Below are 24,051 nucleotides of genomic sequence, written 5' to 3' on the forward strand. Positions count from 1 at the left end.
GCCAATAACAGCACTGTGCGGGCCGCGCCCCTTCCCCGAGCGCGGTGCGGCGCGGGTTTAGCGCGCATTGTTCACCATATCGCTACGCACCACCGAGATGATGCCGCCCCAGTTGCCATTCGCGTAATGGTTGTAGCTCTCGTTGTCGTCACGGAACTTGACCGAGTGGTAGCTCCATTTGGTGCGACCGCCTTCGTTGGCCGCCGTACCCAAGGTCAGGTCATTGCACCACCAGTCAGACGGATTGCAGAAGCCGGCACCCGAACTACCCGACACGCCGCCGGTGGAGTGATAGGCCACAGCCTCATCGTCCTGCCCGGGCAAGATGCCCGAGTAGACGGTGCCTGCCGCGCCGGCATACATATAGAACCAGATATTGCGCGTGGCATTATGGTTGTAGAGCGCACGGGCCGTAGTGGTCTTCAGGTCCTGCACCAGTGGCTCGGAGGTAGTCCAAGAGCCGACATCGGACAGCTCCGAACCGCCAGCCGCACCCGAGGCCACACTCACCCACTTGATATTCCAACCCACCTGAGTGCCAGCCCCGCTGGCGCTACACACGCCGGCCGAATTCGGCGTCGGCGTCTTCTTGGTGCGGGTCGAGCCGCCGTAGTTGGCCAGCGTGTAACCCATCATTAGGTCACCGGCGCTATGCGCGGCGATATAGCACCAGTTATCGCCGGTACAGAAGCAATCGAGCGCCTCGCGCACCAGGTGGTTCTGGTCGGCAATACGGCTGCGGCCATCCCAGTTAACCGCCTTCTTGTTCACGCCAGCCGCAGTGCTGGCCGGGCCCCAGTAGGTGAAGCTGTCGTAATTACCGATCTGCCCGCCGCCGGTGCGGCCATTGATCCAGAGCGTGTAATTAGTCGCGCTGGCGAAGACGCCCACGCTCAAGGCAAACAGTACAAAAACACCACGGCAGATGCGCAACATTGCTGACCTCTCCTGATTGATTGCTTGTACACAAGGCAGGGAGCAGTGGTCATCGGCGCAAGCAGGGTAGGGCCTGGCCTGACCGGCTCGCCCGGAGATGTCCAGGCGACCATGGCGATCCCCCTTCCATCGCCCATGCAGCCGATTCCCGAGCGTCTTGTCATTCACCAAACTGGTGCGAAAAGGCAATCTGGCCGCCCGCCGCATGGTAGAGCAATTGATCTAGATCGCAAGCCTAGCAATCGCTTGAAAGGCCAATGTTGCGCTATCGCCAGTGCACCATGCTGGGGCCGATGGGATAGCTCGGGCGTGAGGGAGGGCTTGGGAGAAAGGCGCGAAAAAGCCGGGAGGGCAGGCAGCGGTGCGCAAGCGAAAGCGGAATAGAGAAAGCCCCTGATCATTTGCATGAATCAGGGGCTTGTATCTGGTTGCGGGAACAGGACTCGAACCTGTGACCTTCGGGTTATGAGCCCGACGAGCTGCCAACTGCTCCATCCCGCGACTGAGAAAAAGATTATGTCTTACTTATCTGTACCGGTCAAGCAATTTGACGGAAAAGTTTACAGGCCGGTGCCACGGTAGAAACGCCAGGCCAGCGCGATACCGCCGCTGAGCGTAGTTTTCTGTTTGAGCAAGGGACTGGCGGCAAAACGGGCCCCGTCCAGTTGATCGGCGCGCAGGAACACGCCCAGCCAGTAGTCACCAATCTCGCGGCTCGCGCTGAAAGTCGTTTGCAGGCCGGCGTAACCGGAATGGGCTTGATAAGCCGGTCGATCAGGGCGGGCGAATTCCGCGTCCACGCCATAGAAGTATTCATGTTGCTTGCGGCTGCCGACCAGGGCGCCGCCCGACCAGGCCAGGCGCCAAACTTCATCCTCGCCGGCGCGCCATTCAGCCGCGAGCTTGGGATTGAGCACGGTGCCGATATAGCGCGTGCGCCAGTCGTCCACCACGAAGGCGGCGCGCAGTGGCAGCACCAAGTCCCAGCGCACGGCGGCATCCTGCGCGTTCAATCGATACTTGAGCGAGGGCCCGGCTTCCAGCGTGGGCGACAGGCGCGGCATGCCCGCGCGCGCCGCATTGTCCTTGCTATGGCTGGGCGGAGTGATATTCAGGCTCAGGTCGAGTTCGGCGCGCTCGCTATCGAACAGCTTGCCGCGCAAGCCCGCGCGCGAGATCTCGATCTTGTCGCTACGGTAGCTGATATAGGGCACCGGCAATAGATAACTGCGCTGCTCATCGCTGCCGCGGTAATCGGGCAGGCTGATGGCGGACAGGCCGATACCCAAGTCGAGCTGGCTAGGTTCGGCCAAGGCGGCCGTGCTAAGCAATAGGGCAAGAAGCGGAATACGCAGTGTCATGCAGGCCTACCGAACAATAGGGAAGGGCGATGCTAGGCGCTCGTCAGCGCGCTGGCTAGCCCTGCCGGAGCGTCCACTACACGCAACTGCGGCGTGCCATGCCAGTCGGCGCAGCGCTGCAAGGCGCTGTGCAGATCGGCAAGCAAGCGCTGGCTCACGCGTACGCCGGGTTCCAGGAACAGTGCCTTCACCTCGAACACGCCTTGCTGACGGTGCGCCTTCGCATCCAGGCGCCCCACCAGCTTGCCGCGCGACAGGATGGGCAGCACGAAGTAGCCGTACTTGCGCTTCGGAGCTGGGGTATAGCACTCGATGCGGTAATCGAAATCGAATAGCTCGCTGGCGCGCTGGCGATCCCATACCACTGGGTCGAACGGCGACAGCAGCGTGGTCACGGTGGATTGCAGTCGTCCGGCCTCAGCCGCCACCAGCAAAGGCTGTAGATCCTTATCTATATACGCATCATGCTGCCAGCCCTCGATGCGCACCGGCAGCAACTCGCCCGCATCGGCCAGGGCATGCAGCATGGCCTGGTATTTACCGCGCTTGAGGCGGTAGTAATCGCCCACCCAGGCGGCTTTCACCACCCCGAGGGCGCGGCAGCTGCGCCTGACCATCTCGCGCTGGGCGGCTTCCGGGCTGGGCGTATCGCGCGCATCGTTCCAACCTTGCGGGTAGTGCTTGGCCAGCACGTTTTCCGCCAGGTCGTAGACGCGCTGAAAGTTGCGCCGCTCGCTGACCATTAGTTCGCCCACGGTGAACAGCACCTCTAGATGGCGCTTTTCCGGCTTCCAATCCCACCAGCCATTGCCCTTGCCGCCCTGGCGCTCGAAGTCGGCCGAGCGAACCGGGCCACGCTGGCGGATGTGCGCTTTAAGGGCGGCAATCTCCGTTGCGTGCTGCTCCAGCCAGCGCGCGGAGAACTTCCAACCCATGCCGGCCGGGTCAAGCATGCGGTGGCGCAAGAGGCCGTAGTCCTCGCTCGGCACGAAGCAGGCTTCATGCGCCCAGTATTCGTAGAGTTTGCCCTCGGCCAGCAGCTGCTCAAGCCAGGCCATGTCGAAGGCACCCAGGCGGCTGAACAACACGAAGTAGGGACTGCGGTTAACCACCGAAATGGTATCGATCTGCAATAGCGCCATGCGCTGGATGGCAGCCAATACGTCGGGCTTGCTGGCCTTGCGGCGCGGCGGCTTGAGCAGGCCCTGGGCGGCCAGATGCAGATTGCGTGCGGCGCTGAGCGGCAGATGCAAGGTCATGGCGCGGGCAGGCGATGAATGGGAAGCCGGCAGTGTAAGCGAAAGCCAGCGGGCGAGTAGAATGGCGCCCTTCGCAAGCACCCGCCCCACAGAAAGCCCCGCCATGGCCCTGAGCGCCACCATCTATAAAGCCGATCTGAGCGTGTCCGATATGGACCGCGGCTACTACGCTGCCCACAATCTGACCATCGCCTGTCACCCCTCCGAGACCACCGAGCGCATGATGCTGCGCCTGTTGGCCTTTGCCATCTATGCCAGCGAGGGGCTGAAATTCACCCGCGGCATCAGCAGCGAAGACGAGCCGGATATCTGGGAACACCATGACCATGGCGATGTGAAGCTGTGGATAGAGCTGGGCCTGCCCGATGAGCGCCGCCTGCGCCAGGCCTGCGGCAAGGCCGACCAGGTGGTGCTGTTCGCCTATGGCGGCCGCGCGCTGCCGGTCTGGTGGAAGACCCATGCCGGCGTGCTGCGCAAGCTGGACAAGCTGACCGTACTCAGCGTGCCGGAAGCCACCCTGGCGGCGCTCGATGCCATGGCCGCGCGCAGCATGCAGCTGAGCTGCACGATACAGGACGGGGTGATCTGGCTGGCCGACGGCAGCCACAACCTGGAAATCCAGGTCGAAACCCTGCAGCGCGATGGCAAGCAAGCGCCGTAAAGCAGCAAACAAAAAGGCACCCCAGGGTGCCTTTTGTTTTGCTTACGGCGTGCTGCGCTTCAGTCGATTTCGATGCAGCCGGCCACCATGCAGACAGCCACGAACTGCTTGGGCTGGCTGCAGAAAACCTGGTAGGTCTCTTCGCTACCCTGCTTATCGATGATCCACGCACCATCGCCCTGGCAACCAGCGGCGCGCGCCATACCCATCACCTCATAAGACCAGCTGCCCTGCTTGAGCTGGCTGAAGTCGCGCGGCTTGGCAATCGCGCGTGAGGGAATCTGATCGAGCGATGCATCGTCCTGCTTGGCCAAGGCCGCCAGCACCACATTCGCACCCGCGGCGGGGGCGTCATTGCCCTGGGCAAGGGCGGGCAAGGCAAACACGGCGGATAGAACGATGGCAAGCAGCGAGCGGGACATGGTGGTCATCAATGGAAAGGCGGCAGGGGCACAAATATGACATAAGAATACCCTGACCTCCAAGCGCCGCCGGGCAAAAAAATACCGCCCAGCCGGGATGCGGCTGGGCGGCATATTGACGACACTGGCTCAGATGGCGGCCGTGCGTGCTTCCAGCCAGCGCAGTGCTTCGCCCTGCACCAGCGGGGCCAAACGTGCGCGCACCATGGCGTGGTAATCATTCAGCCAGGCCAGCTCATCCGCACGCAGCAAATCCCGCGCAATGCAGCGGGTATCGATCGGGCACAGGGTCAGGGTTTCGAACTTAAGGAACTCACCGAACTCGTTCTGCTCGGCCGCCACATTCAGCACCAGGTTCTCGATACGCACTCCCCACTGGCCGGGACGGTAAATACCCGGCTCGTTCGAGGTGATCATGCCCGGCTCCATCGCGGTATGCGGCTCGGGCATGGCGCCCGGGGAAATCGACTGCGGACCTTCATGCACGTTCAGGAAGTAACCGACACCGTGACCGGTGCCATGGCCGTAATCAACACCCCCGGCCCAGATCGGCGCACGGGCCAGCGCATCCAGACGCGGCGAAGCCAGGCCGCGCGGGAAGTGCGCCATCGATAGGGCGATCATGCCCTTCAGCACCAGGGTGAAATCGCGCTTTTCCGCCGCCGACAAGGTGCCGACCGGCACCACGCGGGTGATATCAGTCGTGCCGCCCAGATACTGGCCGCCCGAATCGATCAGCAGGAGGCCATCGCCTTCGATGACCGCATGCGCATCTTCCGTGGCGCGGTAGTGTGGCATGGCGCCATTGGCCTTGAAGCCGGCAATGGTGGCAAAGCTCGGCGACACAAAGCCAGGGCGGCGCGCCCGCGCGGCGCAGATCTGCTCGTCGATGGTTAGCTCGGTGATGCGCTCGCCGCTGGCCAGCGCGCCTTCCAGCCAGCTGAAGAACTCGCAGAGCGCGGCGCCGTCCTGCTCCATGGCGGCGCGCACATGGGCGACCTCGGCCGCACTCTTGCGCGACTTGGCAAAGGTGGACGGGTTGATCGCCTCGATCACCGTCACCCCCTCGGCCACGGCCTGGCGCAGTCCGAGCGTGATGCGACGCGGATCAAGCAGCAGGCTGCTGCCCTTGGGCAGGGCCGCCAGTGCCATTGGGGCGGCGCTGTAGTCGGCCAGCTGCACGCCATCGCGCGCCAGGGTGGCGGCCAGGTCAGCCGGCACCTTGCCCTCTGCCAGGAACAGGGTGGCTGTCTCCAGTCCCACCAGGGCATGGGCGATGAAGACCGGGTTGTAGTTGACGTCGCTGCCGCGCAGATTGAACAGCCAGGCCAGGTCGTCCACGGTGGAAATAAAGTGCTGCTGCGCGCCCTTGGCACGCATTTCGGTACGCAACCAGGCCAGCCGATCGGCGCGGCTTTGCGTGGCATGCGGCGGCAGGTGTTCATAGATGCTGGCGCTGGGCAGGCCAGGGCGCTCGGTCCAGACCTGTTCGAGCAGATCGATATCGGTACGCAGGGTCACGCCATTCGCGCGCAGCGCGGCTTCCAGTGCACGCCCGGTGGCCAGACCCAGTACCGCGCCGTCCACGCCCACGCTGCCACCGGCACGGACATTCGCCGCCAACCAATCGATATGCTGGGTGCCGCTGACGGTCGGAATCTTGACCAGCTCAATGCCGCTGCCGGCCAGCTCAGCCTCGGCCTGCACCCAGTAACGGCTATCGGCCCACAGGCCGGCGAAGTCGGCCGTCACCACCAGGGTGCCCACCGAGCCATGAAAGCCGGACAGCCAGCGTCGCCCTTGCCAGCGGCCGGGCAGGTATTCGGACAGATGCGGGTCGGCCGACGGCACCAGATAGGCGGCCAGGCCTTGCTGGGCCATGGCCTCACGTAAGGCGGCGATACGGGCGGGAATGGGCGAGGCGAGGCGGTCCATGGCGGTTTTCCTGGCTGATTGAGGCCGGCGGGCCGGTAAGCCCGCCAAGCGGATTGAGCGTGCCGGTAGGCAGACGCGCAGTATAAAGAAAAGCGCCTGCGCTGCCTGCCACCGCATGGTCATGGCGATGGCAAACCGATGCTATCCCCCTGAAAATCAAGCCAATTTTGTCCAAGACGCGCATTTCTGCGAAAATGCCCGATTCGCTCAGCAGATCGCAGTCCATGTCCAGCCTCGCCCCACCATCGATTTCCCAGTTGCTACCCGGTATTGCCGCGCGCAAACCGGCGCCCTTCCTGCCCATGAGCCGCCAGGAAATGGCCCAGCTCGGCTGGGACGAATGCGATGTGATCCTGGTCACGGGTGACTGCTATATCGACCACCCGAGCTTCGGCATGGCCCTGATCGGCCGCGCCTTGGAAGCGCAGGGCCTGCGCGTGGGCATCATCGCCCAGCCCGATTGGCAGAGCGCCGAGGCCTTCAAGGCCCTGGGCAAACCACGGCTGTTCTTTGGCGTGACGGCCGGCAATATGGATTCGATGATCAACCGCTACACGGCCGACAAGAAGCCGCGTTCGGATGACGCCTATACCCCACATGGCGCAGCCGGCAAACGCCCCGACCGCGCGGTCACCATCTATTCACAGCGCTGCCGCGAGGCCTTCCCTGGCGTGCAGATCATGGTTGGCGGCATCGAGGCCAGCCTGCGCCGCATCGCCCAGTACGATTACTGGAGCGACACGGTGCGCCAGTCGGCGCTCATCTATAGCAAGGCCGACATCCTGCTGTTCGGCAATGCCGAACGCGCGCTGGTGGAAGTGGCGCAGCGCGCGATGGCCGGCGAGCGGCTGAAGGATATGCGTGATATCCGCGGCACCGCCTTTATCGTTAACCGCGGCTGGCGCCCGGACGAGGGCTGGAGCGAAGAGGACTCATCCACCGTCGATACCCCGGGCCGCGTCGATGCGCATATCGACCCGTATGCGATGGAGCCGGAGGCACCCAAGCAAGTCAACACGCCTGCCCTGCCCGAGGGCACGCTGCCGGTGCGCCTGATCAGCAAGGCCGAGCGCCTGCGCGCCAAGCTCGAGGCGCGCGGCAAGACGGTGATCCGCATTCCGTCCTATGAGATGGTGGCGCACGACCCGGTGCTGTATGCGCATGCGAGTCGCGTGCTGCATCTGGAATCCAACCCCGGCAATGCGCGCGCGCTGGTGCAGCAGCATGGCGAGCGCGATGTGTGGATCAATCCGCCGCCGATTCCGCTCACCACCCCGGAAATGGACTGGGTGTTCGGCCTCTATTACGCGCGCAATCCGCACCCGGCCTATGGCGACGCGCATATCCCGGCCTGGGAGATGATCAAGCATTCGATCAATATCATGCGCGGCTGCTTTGGCGGCTGTACCTTCTGCTCGATCACCGAGCACGAGGGCCGCATCATCCAGAGCCGCTCGGAAGAATCCATCCTCAAGGAAATCGAGGAGATCCGCGACAAGACGCGTGGCTTCAAGGGCCATATCACCGACCTCGGTGGCCCTACCGCGAATATGTACCGGCTGGCCTGCAAGGACCCGAAGATTGAGTCGGCCTGCCGCAAGCTCAGCTGCGTCTATCCGGGCATCTGCGAAAACCTCAATACTGACCACAGCAGCCTGATCCAGCTCTACCGCAAGGCACGGGCGATCCCTGGCGTGAAGAAGATCACCATCGGCTCGGGCCTGCGTTACGACATCGCGGTGCGCTCGCCAGAATACATCAAGGAACTGGTCACTCATCATGTGAGCGGCTATCTGAAGATCGCGCCCGAGCACACCGAAGAGAATGTGCTGTCCAAGATGATGAAGCCGGGCGTCGATACCTTCGAGGCCTTCCGCAAGCTGTTCGACCGCTTCTCCAAGCAGGCCGGCAAGCAGCAATACCTGATTCCCTACTTCATCGCCGCCCACCCGGGCACCACCGATGAAGACATGCTTAACCTGGCCATCTGGCTGAAGGCCAATAACTTCCGCCCCGATCAGGTGCAGGCGTTCACCCCCACGCCGATGGCCATGGCCACCACCATGTGGCATACGCGGCGTAATCCGCTCAAGAAGGTTAGCCGCAGCTCGGAGATCGTCGATAACGTGCGCGATGCCTACCGGCGCAAGCTGCACAAGGCCTTCCTGCGCTATCACGACCCCAAGCACTGGCCAATTCTGCGCGAGGCGCTGGTAGCCATGGGCCGGCAAGACCTGATCGGCGGCGCTGCCCACTGCCTGGTGCCGCATCCGACCGCCGAGGAACGCCGCCAGCAGGCCGCGCCCGGCAATGCGCGTGGCGGCGGCGGTCCCGGCTCAGTCGGCCGCATCGCCACGCCCGCCAGCCCGCGCAAGCCGAATCTGCGCGGCGGCAAGGGCGGCCCGATCAAGGGTGGGGCCGGCAAGCCGAGGGGGCGCTAATACATGGAGAACACAATGGAAGCCCGACTGACCGAACTGGAAATCCGTCTCGCCTTGCAGGATGACCTGCTCGATGAGCTGAACAAGGTGGTGGCCCGCCAGCAGCAGCAGCTGGAGTGGCTGGCGCAGGAAATGCGCAGCGTGACCGAGCGCATGCAGGATGGCTTTAAGCCAGTTGGCGCACAGCACGAGATTCCACCGCACTATTGAGCCCACCCAGCCCATGGCCGCCCATTGTGGCGGCCTTTTCTTCGCTCTAAATATTAGTTAATCATCATATTCATCGCTGACTGGCAAGTCGGTGAATCCGGGCTGGGCTTGCCGCGCTGCGCTTGCTATACCTGCATCTGATCGCCGGCTCTGTGCCGGCGTTTGCAGTGGCGCAGCCGCGTGCACTGCGCCTTGTCTGGAGCATTTCTATGAGTTTGAAACAGCGTTTGCTGCTTTTCGTGGCCCTGCTGGTCGGTATCTCGATCGCGGTCTTGTCGGCACTGGCCTATGGCCGCATGCGCACCGAGCTGGTGGCCAGCGCGGAAAACGAGATCAAGTCGGCCGTGTATGGCAATAACGAGGCGCTGGCGCGCTGGATTTCCCAGCACCTCGACGCGGTGGACGCGGTGGCGCAGCGCCTGCCCGGCCTGGCCGAACCGACCCCCTTCCTGATCACCGGCAAGGATGCCGGCCGCTTCGAGCAGGTATTCGCCGGCTATGCCGACAAGCGCATGCTCTACAACCTGGCCGACAAGAAGCCGGCCGACGGTTACGACCCGACCGCACGCCCCTGGTACAAGAAAGCCAGCGAGCTGCGCAAGCCGGTGCTGACCGACCCGTATATCTCGTCCTCAACCAAGAAGCTGGCAGTGACCTTTGCCAGTCCGATTCTGGAGGGCGGCAATCTGGCCGGTGTGGTGGGAGGTGATATCTCCCTGGATGAAGTGCTGGCCGTGGTGAAGGGCATACAGCTGCGCGCTGAGGGCTATGCCTTCGTGGCCACGCGCGATGGCAAGATTGTTGCCCACCCGGCCGCGGACAGCGCACTGAAGCCGGTGGGCGAGGTGATGCCGGGCCTGGATGCCAGCCTGCTGAGCGCCGATGCCAGCGGCGAAGTGCTGCGCGAAGTGGAGATCGGCGGCCAGGCCAAGTTCGTCACCGCCACCCCGATCAAGGGCACCGACTGGGTACTGGGCACGGTCATCGACCGTAAGGCCATGCTGGCACCGCTGCAATCGCTGCTCTTCGTGCTGGTCGGCACCGGCGTGGCGATTGGCGTGCTCGCCATTCTGCTTGCCAATCTGGCCCTGTCGCGCCTCCTGGTCGGCCTGGTGCGCCTGCGCGATGCGCTGCTGGAAATCGCCGGTGGTGCGGGCGATCTGACCCGCAGCATCGCCGTGGGCAGCCAGGATGAAATCGGCCTGACCGCCAGCGCCTTCAACCGCTTCGTGGGCAGTCTGCGCGAGATGTTCATCGGCGTGCGCGACAAGGCCCATGCGCTGAGTGGCGATATCGACAGCCTGCACGAGGTGACCCAGCGCATCTCGAGCGAATCGACGCGCCAGGCCGATATCTCCAGCGCCACCGCCGCCACCATCGAGCAGATCACCGTCAGCATCAACCATATCGCCGAAAACGCACGCGACGCGGAGCGCATGGCCAACGATGCCGGCGGGGTGGCCAGCCGCTCGGCCAGCGCGGTGGAAAGCCTGGCCGGCGATATCGATGGCATTTCGCGCGCGGTGGGCAAGCTCGCCAGCACGCTCGACTCGCTCGGCGCGCGCTCGACCCAGATCACCGCCATCATCGGCGTGATCAAGGACATTGCCGACCAGACCAATCTGCTCGCTCTGAATGCCGCCATCGAGGCCGCGCGCGCCGGCGAGCAGGGGCGCGGCTTCGCCGTGGTGGCCGACGAGGTCCGCAAGCTGGCCGAACGCACCACGCGTGCCACGGCCGAGATCGGCGAGCTGATCTCCAGCACCGATGGCGAGATCCAGTCGGCGCTGGCCGATATGTCGGCCACCCAGGGCTCAGTCAGCGATGGCGTGGGCGCCTCGCAGGCGGTGGCTCAGGAAATGGGCGGCATCCAGACCGAGATGGACAAGGTGGTGAATAGCATCCGCTATATCGCCGATGCCACGCGCGAGCAGTCGGCCGCCACCAATGAGATGGCCAAGGTGGCTGAAAACATGAACCGCATGTCGATGGAAACCGATGCCGCCATCCAGGGCGCCTCGGCCACCGTGGCCGAGCTGAACGACCTGGCCAGCGGCCTGCAGGCCCTGGTGGCGCGCTTCAAGCTGTAAATACGGCGCCAGCAGGTAAAAAGTCGCTTCCTCGGAAGCGGCTTTTTCATGCACGGCGCACCAGGCCATATATTTACTCAGGCACGGAAGCGGTCGGTGGCACGCGCGAGGTAAAACCATTCGTGGCCGGGTAGGGCCTTGCTGTTCGGAAATAGGATGTAGCCATCGCATTCGGCCACCAGCACCTCGCCATTCGCACGCCGGCCGATGATGTCACCGGCCTTGAGTACATCGAAGCTGGCCCAGGTGCGGCTGAAGCTGTCTTCTGCATCCAAGCGGTCGATCACCTCGTAGATATGCAGCGCTTCCACACTTTCGGCCGCGGCGGGCGGCGCCACCTCGCTGCTGATGCCCAGATGGGCCAGGGTGTTGTGGATGGCGCGGTAGGCGACCTCGGGGCCTTGCGGATCATCGTGCTGACCGCATTCGAGCGTGATCGCATAACCGCCCTGGGCACGCATGTATTCGGTGGTGCCCACGCCATAGCGCGCATCGGCACTCAGGCGCTCGGCGCGCGAGGCGCTGGCCGGCATGCGCGCCAGGCGCACTTCCACACCATGTGCATAGGTGCTCAGCCAACCATCCACCAGGCGGCCCACGCCCAGGCGCACGGCCAGTGCTTCCTCCTCATGGGCAAACTTGAACGGTTCGAGCGGGCCGTCGTTATTCAGCGGGCCGACCATGGCAAAGGGCTGGCCGGGCGACTGGAAGGAGTGCAGATCGAGCAGCACATCGTGCTGGGCCAGCAGTGGGCACAGCCAGTTGGCGATCAGGTCCTCGAACTCGTGTGGCTCCTCGGTCGGGCACAGATTGCGGTTCAGATTGCGGTCACCCGCGCGCTGCTGCTTTTCATAGGCCAGCGGATTGGTGATCGGCACAAAGGTCACGCTGCCGCAGGCCAGCTGTAGGGCGCCGCTGTCCAGCTCGGCCATCACCCGCTCTATGCCGCGCGTACCGGCCAGCTCATTGCCATGCACGGCGCCCAGCACGATCAGGCGCGGGCCGGTTTGGGGGCTGGTGTAGGTGAGGGATTTGAAGGGCTTCATGAGGGCGCGGCCGGCAGAATGAAAACGGGCCGAATGATACTGCGCTTTGCCGCCCTGTCGCAGTCCGATGGGCAGATTCCCGGCCCAGTCGGTTTATTGATGCGCAACGGTCGTACTGGCGGCCGCTTGCGGCTGCCAGTACACCGGCTCGCTGAGCTGCCCGAGACGATTCTGCACCTGCACAGCCAGCGCCTGGGCGGCGGCGCCCTTGTCATGGCCCGGCAGCGGCATGCTGAGCTGTGTACCGCCATGCAGCGTCAGCTGCCAGCCCTCGGCCTGCAAGGTCCACAGGGCCAGGCGGGCCGCCTCTGGTCCAGCTTGCACCTGCAGCTGCCCACCATCCTGCACCAGCTGCGCGGCCGGCGGCCTGTTCTGACCGAGCCAGGGGTAGCTGGGCAGCAGCGCCGGCTGGGCATAGCTGTGGCGTAGCTGCTCTTCCAGGCCGCGCGCGCCCTGCATCAGCGTGCGCATGCTGAAATGCAGCTGGCCGCTCTGGCCCACGCTGGCACGACTACTGGCGATCTGGCGGCCTATCTCCATGGCCGACCATTCGCCCGCCTCGACCCGCGCGGTATTCAGGCCCGGCCACACATGCCGGCCAAGCGGATTGGCGCGCTGCCAGCTGGCCAGCAGCACGGCGAAAGCCTGGCGCGGCTGGCCCACGGGCCAGTACAGCTGCGGCGCCAAATAATCGACCCAGCCCTGGGCCAGCCAGTGCTCGGCATCGGCATACAGCTGGTCATACTGGCTGAAGCCGACGATGCCAGCTGGGCGCAGCTCGGGCCGACCGATGCCGAAGGGGCTGATGCCGAACTTCACCCAGGGTTTTTCGGCGCGCACCAGCGCATGGGTGGCCGCCACCAGGCGATTCACATTGTCGCGCCGCCAATCAGCACGGCTCAGCCTGCCGCCGCCGGCCTGGTAGCGCTGCCAGCTCGGGCCGTCCGGGAAGTCGAGCAGCGTGCCGCGCTTGCCAGCCTTGCCCGGGGCAGGAATCGGGTAGGGGTAGAAGTAATCGTCGATCTGGATGCCGTCGATATCGTAGCGGCGCAGCACATCGGCCATCACCGCCAGCGCGCGCTCGGCCGCGCCCGCCTCGCCCGGGTCCATCCAGTAGTAATCGCCATACTCGCGCACCCAGCCGGGCTGGCTGCGCAGCACATGCTGCTCGGACAGTGGATAGCTGATGCGCCGGTGCCAGGCGCGGTAGGGGTTGAACCAGGCATGCAGCTCCAGACCGCGTGCATGCGCCTCGGCAATCCACAGCGCCAGCGGGTCGTAATCGGCCGGGGCACCTGGGGTGGGCTGGCCCTGCTTGCCGGTCAGATAGGCCGACCAGGGCTCGAGCGCGGAGCGGTAGAGCGCATCGGCGCTCGGGCGCACCTGCAGCACGATGGCGTTCAGACCCAGCTGCACGGCGCGGTCAAGGATGGCGCACAGCTCGGTCTGCTGCTGCGCCATGCTCAGGCCGGGCTTGGACGGCCAGTCCAGATTGGCCACGGTAGCCACCCAGGCGGCACGGAATTCCTGGTGCGGCTGGGGCAGGGCGGGTAGGGATGGGACAGGCTGAGGCGTCGGACCAAGAGACGGCGCGGCGGGTGGTGGGAAGGGTGGGGCTGCGGCTGGCGTAGAACCGCTCGGCGGGGTAGGCGGCGTTGCGCAGCCGGCCAGCTCAGCAAAGGCCAGGCCCAGGGCACTAGCCAGCAAACGACGACGCGATACCACCATGCAAACCCCCAGCCACCCCATTGGCCGACATGCGCCAGCCCAGACCCGTGCATCTTGCCGGCTTTTGCCGGCTTTGGCGTGGCTTTCCTGCACGGCGACTTATCCCTACTGCCGCCAGGGTCGGCTTTGGGCTAGGCTGTCAGCAGCTTTTTTGCGCGAGTCTCTCATGAGCACAGCCCACCAGCGTTTCTGCCAGGCCCTGCAAGGGCAGCTGCCCGCCCAGCGCATCATCACCGACCCCATGCTGCGCCTGGCGCTGGGTACCGATGCAAGCTTCTACCGGCTGATTCCGGAGGTGGTGCTGCGGGTGGAAAGCGAGGCCGAGGTGCAGACGGTGCTGGCCGCCGCTCGGGCCGAACAGGTCGGACTGACCTTCCGCGCTGCCGGCACCAGCCTGTCCGGCCAGGCGATCAGCGATAGCGTACTGGTGCTGCTCGGCGATGGCTGGGGCGGCCACCAGATTCTGCGCGAGGGCGCCGAGATTCGCCTGCAGCCCGGCGTCATCGGCCAGCAGGCCAATGACTGGCTGCGGCCCTACGGGCGCAAGATCGGTCCCGACCCGGCCTCGATCGCCAGCTGCAAGATAGGCGGCATTGCGGCCAACAACGCCAGCGGCATGTGCTGCGGCACGCGCGACAACAGCTACCACACGCTGGCCGGCCTGCGCGTGATCCTGGCCGATGGCAGCGTGCTGGACACGACCGACGCCGCTTCCGTGGCCGCCTTCCGCCAGCAGCAAGCTGGCTTGCTGGCTGGCCTGCGTGCGCTGGCGGACGAGGTGCACGCCCAGCCGGCGCTGGCCGAGCGCATCCGCCACAAATACCGGCTGAAGAACACGACCGGCTATGGCCTGAATGCGCTGCTCGATTTCGATGACCCGATCGATATGCTCAGCCATCTGTTGATCGGCTCGGAAGGCACGCTGGGTTTTCTGGCCCGCGTGGATTATCGCACCGTGCCCGAGCACCCGCACAAGGCCTCGGCCCTGCTGCTGTTCGACACGCTGGCTGCCTGCTGCCATACCGTCAGCGCGCTGGCCAACGCCCCGGTCAGCGCCGTGGAGCTGATGGATGCAAAGAGCCTGGCCGCCGTGGCCGACAAGCTGCCCGAGCTGCTGGGCGAGCGCGCCTATGCGGCCGGCCTGCTGGTCGAAGTGCGCGCACCAAGCGCCGCCCTGTTGGCCGAGCAGATCGCCGCGGTCGAACAGACACTGGCCGCCTTCCCACTCGCACGCCATACCGGCTTCAGCAGCGAGGCCAGCGACTACGAGCCGTGGTGGGCGGTGCGCAAGGGCCTGTTCCCGGCCGTGGGTGCGGTGCGCACGCTGGGCAGCACGGTGGTGATCGAGGACGTGACCTTCCCGGTCGACAAGCTGGCCGAGGGCGTGGCTGGCCTGCAGGGCCTGTTCGCGCGCTTTGGCTATGCCGAGGCCCTGCTGTTCGGCCATGCGCTGGCGGGCAATCTGCATATTGTGTTTGCGCCGCGCTTCGATGCGCCGGCCGAGGTCGAACGCTACCGCGCGCTGATGGACGCGCTGGTGCAGCTGGTGGCGGTGGAGTTTGGCGGCGCGCTGAAGGGCGAACATGGCACCGGGCGCAATATGGCGCCCTTTGTCGCTACCGAATGGGGGGCGGATGGCTATGCGATCATGCAGCGCATCAAGGCCCTGCTCGACCCCAAGGGCATCCTCAACCCCGGCGTGCTGCTGAATGCCGACCCGGACATCCACCTCAAGCACCTGAAGCCGATGCCGGCCGCCAACCCGCTGGTGGATAAATGTATTGAATGCGGCTTTTGCGAAGCGGCCTGTCCCGCGCATGGCTACACGCTCAGCCCACGCCAGCGCATCGTGGTCTGGCGCCAGCTGCAGGCCTGGCGCAACGACCCCCAGCAGGCCAAGGAACGCACGCGCTGGCTCGCCCAGTATCGTCAGCGCGGCATCGCCAGCTGCGCCGCTACCGGTATGTGCGCAAGCCGCTGTCCGGTGGGCATCGATACCGGCGCACTGATGCAGGCGCTGCGCGGACCAAGCCGTGCACCGCTGCTGGCCAGCCAGCTCGCCCAGCAATACCGGCTGGTTAGCGCCGGCGCCAGGCTGGGTCTGCACGGCTGGCAGTGGGCAGGTCGTCTGCTGGGCCGCGCACGCCTAGCGCGTCTGAACCAGGCCGCGCACCGACGCTGGCCCACAATTCCGCTGCTGCCGATCACGCTGTCGCCGGCGCAGCCGCTCAAGCTCAGTCCCGTGCCAGGCGGCGAGCCGGTAGTGGTATTTCCCAGCTGCCCAAACCGGGTGTTGGCCGGCAGCGATGGGCAGCACAGCGAGCTGGCCGCCACCTTGCGCGTGCTGACCCGCGCCGGCTTCAGCCCGCGCCTGCCCGAGCAGTATGCGGGCCTGTGCTGCGGCCAGCCCTTTGCTTCCAAGAACGCCCATGTGGCGGCCGATGCGGCATTAGCGCGTAGCAACGCCGCCCTGCTGGCCGCCAGCGAGCAGGGCCGCCTGCCCATTTATCTGGATAACGGCCCGTGCGGCCTGCGCCTGATCGCGGCACAGCAGGCCGGCCAGCTCGACGCGCGCCTGCAGCTGCATGCGGCGCCCAGCTTTCTCTACCGCCAGGTGCTGCCGCGCCTGGCGCTGCGCAAAACCGCCCGCCTGGCCCTGCATGTACCGTGCAGCATCAGCAAGCAGGGCGGGGCTGGCGAGCTGCGCGCGCTGGCGGGTGCGCTGGCCGAACAGGTGGTCGAAAGCGGCGTGGCCTGCTGCGGCTTTGCTGGCGACAAGGGCCTCAGCCAGCCCGAGCTGAACCAGCATGCGCTGCGCGAGGTGGCCGCGCGCCAACAGGGCTGCAGCGGTGGCATCTCGGCCAGCCGTACCTGCCAGATCGGTCTGAGCACGCATGCCGGCCTCGTCTATGACGGAGTCGAAGTCTGGCTGGACCGGCTGAGTGCGCCGAACCTGAGCTAGGCCACGTCGGCACACGCTTGTTGCAAGCTCGGCAGCATTCCTCACGCCTCGGCGCGAACTCGGCCGCTCGGCTAGCCATGGCGGTTTCTCCGCATTACGATGCCGGCCCAAGCAGCTACACAATGGTTGCCCATGCTTGGCAAGTCGCCTACCGGCTGGCTTGCCTGACCACGTAACGCGAATATCTGCGGAAAGCCGACCCAGCCCATCACCCCGGGCCAGCGGGTGCCGACCGCGCGGAGCCACAAGCCATGACCGCCTTCGTTTTCAACGAACCCAATTTCGACGCCCACGAGCAAGTGGTGTTCGTCTCCGAGCCGAAATCCGGCCTGAAAGCCATCATCGCCGTACACAACACTCATCTGGGCCCCGCCATGGGCGGCTGCCGGATGTGGAACTACGCCAGCGAAGCCGAGGCGGTGACCGATGTGCTGCGTCTGTCGCGCGGCATGACCTACAAGAACGCCGTGGCCGGCCTGCCGATTGGCGGCGGCAAGAGCGTGATCATCGGCAATCCGAAGACCGACAAGACCCCGGCCCTGTTCGAAGCGCTGGGCGAGGCGCTCGAGCGCCTGGGCGGCCGCTATGTGACGGCCGAAGACGTGGGCACCAGCCCGGCCGATATGGCCCATGTGGCGCAGAAGACCAGCTTCGTGGCGGGCCTCGGGGCCAGCGGCGATCCTTCCCCGTTCACCGCCCTCGGCTGCTTTGTTGGCGCGCAGGCGGCGGTCAAGCACCAGCTCAAGCGTGATTCCATGGAAGGCCTGATCGTGGCACTGCAGGGCCTTGGCCATGTCGGCTACGACTATGCACGCCGCCTGCATGCCGCCGGCGCCAAGCTGGTGGTGGCCGATATCGACCAGGCCGCACTGGAGCGCGCGCGCCGCGAGCTGGGCGCCGAGGTGGTGCCGGTCGACTCGATCTATGACGTACAGGCCGATATCTACGCACCCTGCGCCCTGGGTGCCACGCTGAACCCGAACACCCTGGGCCGCCTGAAGGCCAAGATCGTGGCCGGCGCGGCCAATAATCAGCTGGCCACCGCCGATATCGGCGAGGCACTGCGCCAGAAGGGCATCCTGTATGCGCCGGACTTCGTGATCAACGCCGGCGGCATCATCAAGGTCTGCTACGAATACCTGAGCAAGCCGGAAGCCGATGTGGAAGCCCATGTGCGCCAGATCGGCGACACGCTGGCCGAGGTGTTTGCGCGCGCCGAACGCGAAGGTCTGCCCACCAGCGTGGTGGCCGACCGGGTGGCCGAGCAGCGCTTCAAGCCCGCCTGAAACCGGCACGGTTTCATGTGAAACAGCCCGGCCATTTGGTCGGGCTGTTTGCTTTGGCGGCGCCGCTACGGAAAACCACTAGGCTTTGTAGTTGTCGGCCCGGAAACTACCCATAACAATGCCTCTACACAGAATAAGAGGCCACCCCATGGACTTCCCCTTCAAGGCCGTGCTGTTCGATATGGACGGCACGATTACCGACACCACCCCGCTGCATGACGCGGCCTGGGACGACTTCGCGCGTGCGCACACCGGCCAGGGCCTGAACCCTGGCGATCCGCGCCTGGTGCCGGGCCGTACCATCGACGTGGTGCGGGCCATCCTGGGCCGGCAGGTACAGGGTGCCGAGGCGCAGCGCCTGCACGACGACAAGGAGCAGCGCTTCCATACCCTGGCGCGCGGCAAGCTGAACACCCTGCCTGGCTTCGCCCGCTACCGGCGCTGGCTGCGCATGCGGCATATCCCGGTCGCGCTGGTCACCAATGCGCCGCGCATCAATATCGATTTCACCCTGCACGAGCTGCAGCTCGAATACGGCTTCGACCTGATCCTGGGCGCCGAGGATACCGAGCGCGGCAAGCCGCATCCCGATCCGTTTCTGGAGGCCTGCAGGCGCCTGAAGGTGGCACCGCAGGATGCACTGGTACATGAGGATTCGGCGCTCGGCATTGCTGCCGGTGTGGCGGCCGGCTGCAAGGTGGCCGCCATCCTGACCGGCATCAGCCCGGCCGCCGCTCGCTCGGCCGGCGCACGCTGGTCGGCTGACAACTTCGAACAGTGGCTGGCACAGATCAACTAGCCACGCGAGGGGCGGGCCAGGCCTTGGCCCGCCCCGTTTATCGGCCGCCATCCTGTGCTGAGCGACGCGCACACTATGCTGGAAAGCGTTCGCTCCAGACCTGTGCGCCATGATCGAGCCTCCCCTCCCTGCCGAGCTGTTGACCGAGCTGGCCAGCATGCGCGGTCTGCTGGATGAGATCGGTGCCTATATCTTCACCAAGGATCTGCACGGCCGTTACACCTATGCGAACCGCTATGTGTTGGCCCTGTTCGGCACCACGCTGGAACAGACCCTGGGGCGGGATGACCGTGAGTTCTTCGATCAGGCTCGTTCGGCCGAGCTATGGGACAACGACAGACGGGTGCTCGAGCAGGGCGAGACCATAGAGCGTGAAGAGATCAACTATCTGAAGGACAGCGGCGAGCAGCGCATTTACTGGTCGGTGAAGAAACCGGTGCGCAACGCGGCCGGGGAGATTGTTGGCATGTGCGGCATCTCCACCGACATCACCGAACGCAAGCGCCTGGCCGCCAAGCTGGACGAGCAGCGCCAGCTCCTGGAAACCATCCTCAACCATATCGGCGCCTACATCTATATGAAGGATCGCCAGCGGCGCTTTCTGTATGTGAACCCAATGGTGGCGCACCTGCTGGGCCGTCCGCCCGAAGCCATCATGGGCCGCTACGATGTGGAACTGATGGCCAAGGCCGATGCCGAGCTCTTGTCGCGCCTGGATGACAAGGTATTCCGCACCGGGCGCATGCAGGCTGGCGAGGAGAGCTTTCCCGACCAGCATGGCAAGCTGCGCCACTACTGGTCGATCAAGGTGCCGCTACCCTCGGCCAGCGGCAAGCCCGAGCAACTGATCGGTTTCTCGTCCGATATCACCGAGCTGCACGATCTGAAGGAACAGCTGCAACAGCTATCGATGACCGACAGCCTGACCGGCCTGTTCAACCGCCGCCATTTCTTCGCGCTGGCCGAGAAGGAAGTGGCGCGCACGCGCCGCCACAAGCTGGCACTGGCGCTGATGATCATCGATATCGATCACTTCAAGCGGGTCAACGACCAGTACGGTCATCCGGTCGGCGACTGCGTGCTGCGCGAAGTCGGCCAGATCATGCAGTCCATGGTGCGCCAGGAGGACACGCTGGCCAGGGTGGGTGGCGAGGAGTTCGCTATCCTGCTGCCCAGCACCCAGGCCGCCGATGCCCATGCGCTGGCCGAGCGGCTGCGCGAGCAGATTGGCGCGGCAACGCTGGCCGCCTGCATGGGCACTGCGCTCAGCGTCACGGTCAGCATTGGTCTCGCGCATCTGCAAGCGGCCGATACACGCTTCGACAGCCTGTATACGCGCGCCGACCAGATGCTGTACCAGGCCAAGCACGGAGGCCGCGACCGGCTGTGCGCCGAACCTGGGCTTTAGCCAGCCCGCTTCAGGCCACAGCCTTCACGCAGGCGCGGTACTTGGCATCCTCGTCCTCGAACACTTCCTCACCGCCGTGCGCATAGGCCAGGTTCAGCGCCACGCTGGCTTGCTCAAGCCGACCGAGCTCATACTCGGCCTGTCCAAGACGCAGCTGCACGAAGGCATTGTCCGCGCCTTCCGGACATTCGACTGCCGTCGCCAGCGCCTGCTGGGCGCGTTCCATATCGCCCATCAGGAAGCAGGCATCACCGATGGCGGTCAGCACCCAGGTGCTGGCCTCCCAGCGGCTCAGGTCGGACGGCAAGAGCGCGCGGGCTTCCTCGTATTTGAGCAGGGCGGCATCGAACTTGCCCTTGTCGAACAGCTTGTCTCCCTCATCCAGCAAGGCCTGGATGGGTTCGTGCAGGATGGCGGGTAGGGCGGTCATAGATACTCCGGAACAGGGTGGGGCGAGCGGCTGCGGCAGACCCACATACTGCCAGCAAGCGCGCTAGCTGTGGCGATCCGCAAGCTGGCTCAGGATGGGCGTGGTGGAAGAAAAGCAAAACCCGGCCGCAGCCGGGTTTCGCACAACAGCGCGGCCGCCAAGGGCGGCTTAGCTGTAAGCCTCGATGCTCGGGCAGGAGCAGACCACATTGCGGTCGCCATAGGCGTCGTCAATGCGGCCCACGCTCGGCCAGAACTTGTTATCGCGCACCCAGGTCAGCGGGTAGGCGGCTTCTTCGCGGCTGTACGGACGCTCCCACTGGCCGATCACCGCGAACTGAGTGTGCGGGGCATGGCGTAGCGGGTTGTTATCCGCAGGCCAGACACCTGCGCCGACCTTGCTGATCTCGGCACGGATGCTGTGCATGGCTTCGATAAAGCGGTCGAGTTCGGCCTTGGACTCAGACTCGGTCGGCTCGATCATGAAAGTGCCCGGCACCGGGAAGCTCATGGTCGGAGCGTGGAAGCCATAGTCCATCAGTCGCTTGGCGATATCGACCTCGGTAACGCCGGTCTCAGCCTTGAGCGGACGCAGATCGATGATGCACTCATGCGCCACGCGGCCGTTCTTGCCCGTGTACAGCACCGGGTAGTCGGCGCTCAGCAGCTTGGCCATATAGTTGGCGTTCAGCAGGGCGGTCTGGGTAGCCTTCTTCAGACCATTGCCACCCATCATGCGGATATACATCCAGCTGATGACCAGGATGGACGCAGAGCCGAACGGTGCGGCCGACACGGCCGACTGACCGCGGTGCGGGCCGTCCACCGGCGCGACCACATGGTTGGCCATATACGGCGCCAGGTGGGCCTTCAAGCCGATCGGGCCCATGCCGGGGCCGCCGCCGCCGTGCGGAATGCAGAAGGTCTTGTGCAGATTCATATGCGACACGTCGGCACCGATCTCGGCCGGCTTCACCAGCGCCACCAGGGCGTTCAGGTTGGCGCCGTCCATATACACCTGGCCGCCATGGCTGTGGATTACGTCGCAGATCTCGCGGATCGCTTCCTCGAACACCCCGTGGGTGGACGGGTAGGTAATCATCAGGCAGGACAGATTCTTCGAATGCTGTTCGGCCTTGGCCTTCAGATCGGCCACATTCACATTGCCGTTCTCGTCGCAGGCCACCACCACCACCTGCATCGACATCATCTGCGCGGTAGCCGGGTTGGTACCGTGGGCCGATTGCGGGATCAGGCAGATATTGCGATGCCCTTCGCCGCGTGCCTCGTGATAACGGCGGATGGCCAACAGACCGGCGTACTCGCCCTGCGCGCCGGAGTTCGGCTGCATGCAAATCTCGTCAAAGCCGGTGATCGCCTTCAGCTGCTCGGACAGGCCCTCGATCAGCTCGAGGTAGCCGCGGGTCTGGGTGCTCGGGGCAAACGGGTGGATGCTGCCGAACTCGGGCCAGGTCACCGGAATCATCTCGGCGGTGGCATTGAGCTTCATGGTGCAGGAGCCGAGCGAGATCATCGAGTGATCGAGCGCCAGATCCTTGTTCTGCAGCTTCTTCAGGAAGCGCAGCATCTCGGTTTCGGTGTGGTGGGCATTGAACACCGGGTGGCTCAGGATCGCATCCTGGCGCAGCAGCTCGGGGGCCAGGCGGGTCACGCGGTCCTGGTCGAGCAGGTCCACGTCTAGCGCCTTGGCGGCGTCACCGACCAGCGCGGTCCACAGTGCCTTCACATCGTCGCGCGACGCGGTTTCGCCAAAGCTCACGCCGAGCTGGCTGCTCGACACATGACGCAGGTTGTAGCCGGCGGCCAGAGCGGCCTCGTAGGCAGCATGGGTCTTGGCGCCGAGGTCAATCACCACGGTGTCGAAGAAGTGGCGGGTCTGCACGCTGACGCCGACGCGCTTCAGGCCTTCGGCGAAGATGGCGGTCAGGCGGTGGATGCGGTCGGCGATGCGCTTCAGGCCCACCGGGCCGTGGTAGACCGCGTAGAAGCCGGCCATATTGGCCAGCAGCGCCTGCGAGGTGCAGATATTCGAATTGGCCTTTTCGCGGCGGATGTGCTGCTCGCGGGTTTGCAAGGCCATGCGCAGGGCAGGGTTGCCGGCGCTATCGACCGACACGCCGATGATGCGGCCGGGCACCGAACGCTTGTACTCGTCCTTGGTGGCGAAGTAGGCGGCGTGCGGGCCACCAAAGCCCATCGGGATACCAAAGCGCTGCAGCGAGCCAAAGGCCACATCAGCACCCAGCGCAGCTGGTGACTTCAGCACTACCAGGGCCATCGGGTCGGTGGCCAAGGCAGTCAGGCCGCCCATGGCCTTGATGGCGGCAATCGCGCCTTCCAGCTCGGCGATCTCGCCATTCACATTCGGGTATTGGAACAGCGCGCCGAACACTTCGTGATCCTTGGCTTCCGCGGCGGTGCCGTAGATCAGCTCCCAGCCAAAGGCCTGAGCGCGCGTCTTCATCACGTCGATGGTCTGCGGCAGCGCATCGCGATCGACGAAGAAGCGATTGGACTTGCTCTTGGAGACGCGGCGCGCCATGGCCATCGCTTCTGCAGCGGCGGTCGCCTCATCCAGCAGCGAGGCATTGGCCAGCTCCAGGCCGGTCAGGTCCAGCACCACCTGCTGGAAGTTCAACAGGGCCTGCAGACGGCCTTGCGAGATCTCGGCCTGGTAGGGCGTGTAGGCGGTGTACCAGCCGGGGTTTTCCATCACATTGCGCAGAATCACCTTCGGGGTGATGGTCTCGCTATAACCCATGCCAATGAAAGAACGGGCGATCACATTCTTGTTGGCGATACGGCGCAGCTCGGCCAGCGCCGCTTCCTCGGTTACCGCGTCGGGCAGTGCCACCGGGCTGCCGCCCAGGATGGTGGCCGGCAGGGTGTCCTTCACCAGCTCGTCCAGCGACGCGGAGCCCACCGTCGCCAGCATGCTGGCGATCTCGGCCTCGTCGGGGCCGATATGGCGGTGGATGAATTCGTTGTGATTTTCAAGTGAGGACAGCGGCGTCATGGTATGACCCTTCAGCAATGACCGCCTGGCAGCTTGGCTCA

Annotated in this window: 17 protein-coding genes and 1 tRNA gene; 8 read left to right on the forward strand and 10 right to left on the reverse strand. The window is 65.1% G+C overall.

Annotation, left to right across the window (positions count from 1 at the left end):
* Positions 1 to 57: 57 nt before the first annotated feature.
* The 4 genes from BT173_RS01125 to BT173_RS01140 all read right to left on the reverse strand — a co-directional run bounded on the left by BT173_RS01125 (position 58) and on the right by BT173_RS01140 (position 3,556).
* Positions 58 to 936: a hypothetical protein gene (locus tag BT173_RS01125; protein ID WP_072426773.1), complete on the reverse strand. Its 879-nt coding sequence runs from the start codon at positions 934 to 936 to the stop codon at positions 58 to 60.
* Between the two features lie 425 nt (positions 937 to 1,361).
* Positions 1,362 to 1,437, reverse strand: a tRNA-Met gene (locus tag BT173_RS01130).
* Positions 1,438 to 1,496: 59 nt separating this feature from the next.
* The gene (locus BT173_RS01135) at positions 1,497 to 2,297 is read right to left on the reverse strand and encodes a MipA/OmpV family protein (RefSeq protein WP_072426774.1); all 801 of its coding nucleotides are present in this window, start codon (positions 2,295 to 2,297) and stop codon (positions 1,497 to 1,499) included.
* A 32-nt stretch (positions 2,298 to 2,329) separates the two neighbouring features.
* Entirely contained in the window at positions 2,330 to 3,556 is a 1,227-nt protein-coding gene (locus tag BT173_RS01140; RefSeq protein WP_072426775.1) for a winged helix-turn-helix domain-containing protein, read from the reverse strand.
* A gap of 103 nt (positions 3,557 to 3,659) precedes the next feature.
* Between BT173_RS01140 and BT173_RS01145 the strand changes: the two genes are divergently transcribed.
* Positions 3,660 to 4,217, forward strand: a complete 558-nt coding sequence (locus BT173_RS01145; protein WP_072426776.1) for a YaeQ family protein — start codon at positions 3,660 to 3,662, stop codon at positions 4,215 to 4,217.
* Between the two features lie 59 nt (positions 4,218 to 4,276).
* Here BT173_RS01145 and BT173_RS01150 read toward each other — a convergent pair whose 3' ends face one another.
* Both BT173_RS01150 and BT173_RS01155 read right to left on the reverse strand, forming a co-directional pair.
* Positions 4,277 to 4,639, reverse strand: coding sequence for a hypothetical protein (locus BT173_RS01150; RefSeq protein ID WP_139255987.1), 363 nt, complete (start codon positions 4,637 to 4,639; stop codon positions 4,277 to 4,279).
* A gap of 129 nt (positions 4,640 to 4,768) precedes the next feature.
* Positions 4,769 to 6,574, reverse strand: coding sequence for an aminopeptidase P family protein (locus tag BT173_RS01155; protein ID WP_072426778.1), 1,806 nt, complete (start codon positions 6,572 to 6,574; stop codon positions 4,769 to 4,771).
* A 224-nt stretch (positions 6,575 to 6,798) separates the two neighbouring features.
* On the opposite strand from BT173_RS01155, the gene BT173_RS01160 reads away from it, so the two are divergent.
* From BT173_RS01160 to BT173_RS01170, 3 genes are all read left to right on the forward strand, one after another.
* Positions 6,799 to 9,015 carry a YgiQ family radical SAM protein gene (locus tag BT173_RS01160; RefSeq protein ID WP_072426779.1) on the forward strand — a complete coding sequence of 739 codons (2,217 nt, stop codon included), beginning with the start codon at positions 6,799 to 6,801 and terminating at the stop codon, positions 9,013 to 9,015.
* A 15-nt stretch (positions 9,016 to 9,030) separates the two neighbouring features.
* Positions 9,031 to 9,225 (forward strand): SlyX family protein, encoded by a 195-nt coding sequence (locus BT173_RS01165; RefSeq protein ID WP_072426780.1) that lies wholly within the window; start codon positions 9,031 to 9,033, stop codon positions 9,223 to 9,225.
* Between the two features lie 209 nt (positions 9,226 to 9,434).
* Positions 9,435 to 11,315 carry a methyl-accepting chemotaxis protein gene (locus tag BT173_RS01170; RefSeq protein ID WP_072426781.1) on the forward strand — a complete coding sequence of 627 codons (1,881 nt, stop codon included), beginning with the start codon at positions 9,435 to 9,437 and terminating at the stop codon, positions 11,313 to 11,315.
* A 77-nt stretch (positions 11,316 to 11,392) separates the two neighbouring features.
* Here the strand turns inward: BT173_RS01170 and BT173_RS01175 are convergent, their stop codons facing one another.
* A complete protein-coding gene (locus BT173_RS01175; protein WP_072426782.1) occupies positions 11,393 to 12,361 on the reverse strand; it encodes a M14 family metallopeptidase in 969 nt (322 codons plus the stop codon).
* A gap of 93 nt (positions 12,362 to 12,454) precedes the next feature.
* A complete protein-coding gene (locus BT173_RS01180; RefSeq protein ID WP_139255988.1) occupies positions 12,455 to 14,089 on the reverse strand; it encodes a glycoside hydrolase family 10-like protein in 1,635 nt (544 codons plus the stop codon).
* A gap of 166 nt (positions 14,090 to 14,255) precedes the next feature.
* On the opposite strand from BT173_RS01180, the gene BT173_RS01185 reads away from it, so the two are divergent.
* The 4 genes from BT173_RS01185 to BT173_RS01200 all read left to right on the forward strand — a co-directional run bounded on the left by BT173_RS01185 (position 14,256) and on the right by BT173_RS01200 (position 20,544).
* The gene (locus tag BT173_RS01185; protein ID WP_072426784.1) at positions 14,256 to 17,051 is read left to right on the forward strand and encodes an FAD-binding and (Fe-S)-binding domain-containing protein; all 2,796 of its coding nucleotides are present in this window, start codon (positions 14,256 to 14,258) and stop codon (positions 17,049 to 17,051) included.
* Positions 17,052 to 17,302: 251 nt separating this feature from the next.
* Positions 17,303 to 18,337, forward strand: coding sequence for a Glu/Leu/Phe/Val family dehydrogenase (locus BT173_RS01190; protein ID WP_072426785.1), 1,035 nt, complete (start codon positions 17,303 to 17,305; stop codon positions 18,335 to 18,337).
* A 148-nt stretch (positions 18,338 to 18,485) separates the two neighbouring features.
* A complete protein-coding gene (locus BT173_RS01195; protein WP_072426786.1) occupies positions 18,486 to 19,136 on the forward strand; it encodes an HAD family hydrolase in 651 nt (216 codons plus the stop codon).
* Positions 19,137 to 19,245: 109 nt separating this feature from the next.
* Positions 19,246 to 20,544 carry a sensor domain-containing diguanylate cyclase gene (locus tag BT173_RS01200; protein ID WP_072426787.1) on the forward strand — a complete coding sequence of 433 codons (1,299 nt, stop codon included), beginning with the start codon at positions 19,246 to 19,248 and terminating at the stop codon, positions 20,542 to 20,544.
* 10 nt (positions 20,545 to 20,554) lie between these two features.
* Here the strand turns inward: BT173_RS01200 and BT173_RS01205 are convergent, their stop codons facing one another.
* Positions 20,555 to 20,974: a hypothetical protein gene (locus BT173_RS01205; protein WP_072426788.1), complete on the reverse strand. Its 420-nt coding sequence runs from the start codon at positions 20,972 to 20,974 to the stop codon at positions 20,555 to 20,557.
* A gap of 168 nt (positions 20,975 to 21,142) precedes the next feature.
* Entirely contained in the window at positions 21,143 to 24,010 is a 2,868-nt protein-coding gene (gene gcvP, locus BT173_RS01210) for an aminomethyl-transferring glycine dehydrogenase (RefSeq protein WP_072426789.1), read from the reverse strand.
* Between the last annotated feature and the right edge of the window lie 41 nt (positions 24,011 to 24,051).

This window comes from Chitinimonas taiwanensis DSM 18899 (assembly GCF_900119825.1).
Lineage (GTDB): Bacteria > Pseudomonadota > Gammaproteobacteria > Burkholderiales > Chitinimonadaceae > Chitinimonas > Chitinimonas taiwanensis.

Excerpts from the sequence above, each read along its gene's own strand:
- BT173_RS01125 (WP_072426773.1), bottom strand. The coding sequence starts at position 936 with ATGTTGCGCATCTGCCGTGGTGTTTTTGTACTGTTTGCCTTGAGCGTG.
- BT173_RS01135 (WP_072426774.1), bottom strand. The coding sequence starts at position 2,297 with ATGACACTGCGTATTCCGCTTCTTGCCCTATTGCTTAGCACGGCCGCC.
- BT173_RS01140 (WP_072426775.1), bottom strand. The coding sequence starts at position 3,556 with ATGACCTTGCATCTGCCGCTCAGCGCCGCACGCAATCTGCATCTGGCC.
- BT173_RS01145 (WP_072426776.1), top strand. The coding sequence starts at position 3,660 with ATGGCCCTGAGCGCCACCATCTATAAAGCCGATCTGAGCGTGTCCGAT.
- BT173_RS01150 (WP_139255987.1), bottom strand. The coding sequence starts at position 4,639 with ATGTCCCGCTCGCTGCTTGCCATCGTTCTATCCGCCGTGTTTGCCTTG.
- BT173_RS01155 (WP_072426778.1), bottom strand. The coding sequence starts at position 6,574 with ATGGACCGCCTCGCCTCGCCCATTCCCGCCCGTATCGCCGCCTTACGT.
- BT173_RS01160 (WP_072426779.1), top strand. The coding sequence starts at position 6,799 with ATGTCCAGCCTCGCCCCACCATCGATTTCCCAGTTGCTACCCGGTATT.
- BT173_RS01165 (WP_072426780.1), top strand. The coding sequence starts at position 9,031 with ATGGAAGCCCGACTGACCGAACTGGAAATCCGTCTCGCCTTGCAGGAT.
- BT173_RS01170 (WP_072426781.1), top strand. The coding sequence starts at position 9,435 with ATGAGTTTGAAACAGCGTTTGCTGCTTTTCGTGGCCCTGCTGGTCGGT.
- BT173_RS01175 (WP_072426782.1), bottom strand. The coding sequence starts at position 12,361 with ATGAAGCCCTTCAAATCCCTCACCTACACCAGCCCCCAAACCGGCCCG.
- BT173_RS01180 (WP_139255988.1), bottom strand. The coding sequence starts at position 14,089 with ATGGTGGTATCGCGTCGTCGTTTGCTGGCTAGTGCCCTGGGCCTGGCC.
- BT173_RS01185 (WP_072426784.1), top strand. The coding sequence starts at position 14,256 with ATGAGCACAGCCCACCAGCGTTTCTGCCAGGCCCTGCAAGGGCAGCTG.
- BT173_RS01190 (WP_072426785.1), top strand. The coding sequence starts at position 17,303 with ATGACCGCCTTCGTTTTCAACGAACCCAATTTCGACGCCCACGAGCAA.
- BT173_RS01195 (WP_072426786.1), top strand. The coding sequence starts at position 18,486 with ATGGACTTCCCCTTCAAGGCCGTGCTGTTCGATATGGACGGCACGATT.
- BT173_RS01200 (WP_072426787.1), top strand. The coding sequence starts at position 19,246 with ATGATCGAGCCTCCCCTCCCTGCCGAGCTGTTGACCGAGCTGGCCAGC.
- BT173_RS01205 (WP_072426788.1), bottom strand. The coding sequence starts at position 20,974 with ATGACCGCCCTACCCGCCATCCTGCACGAACCCATCCAGGCCTTGCTG.
- gcvP (WP_072426789.1), bottom strand. The coding sequence starts at position 24,010 with ATGACGCCGCTGTCCTCACTTGAAAATCACAACGAATTCATCCACCGC.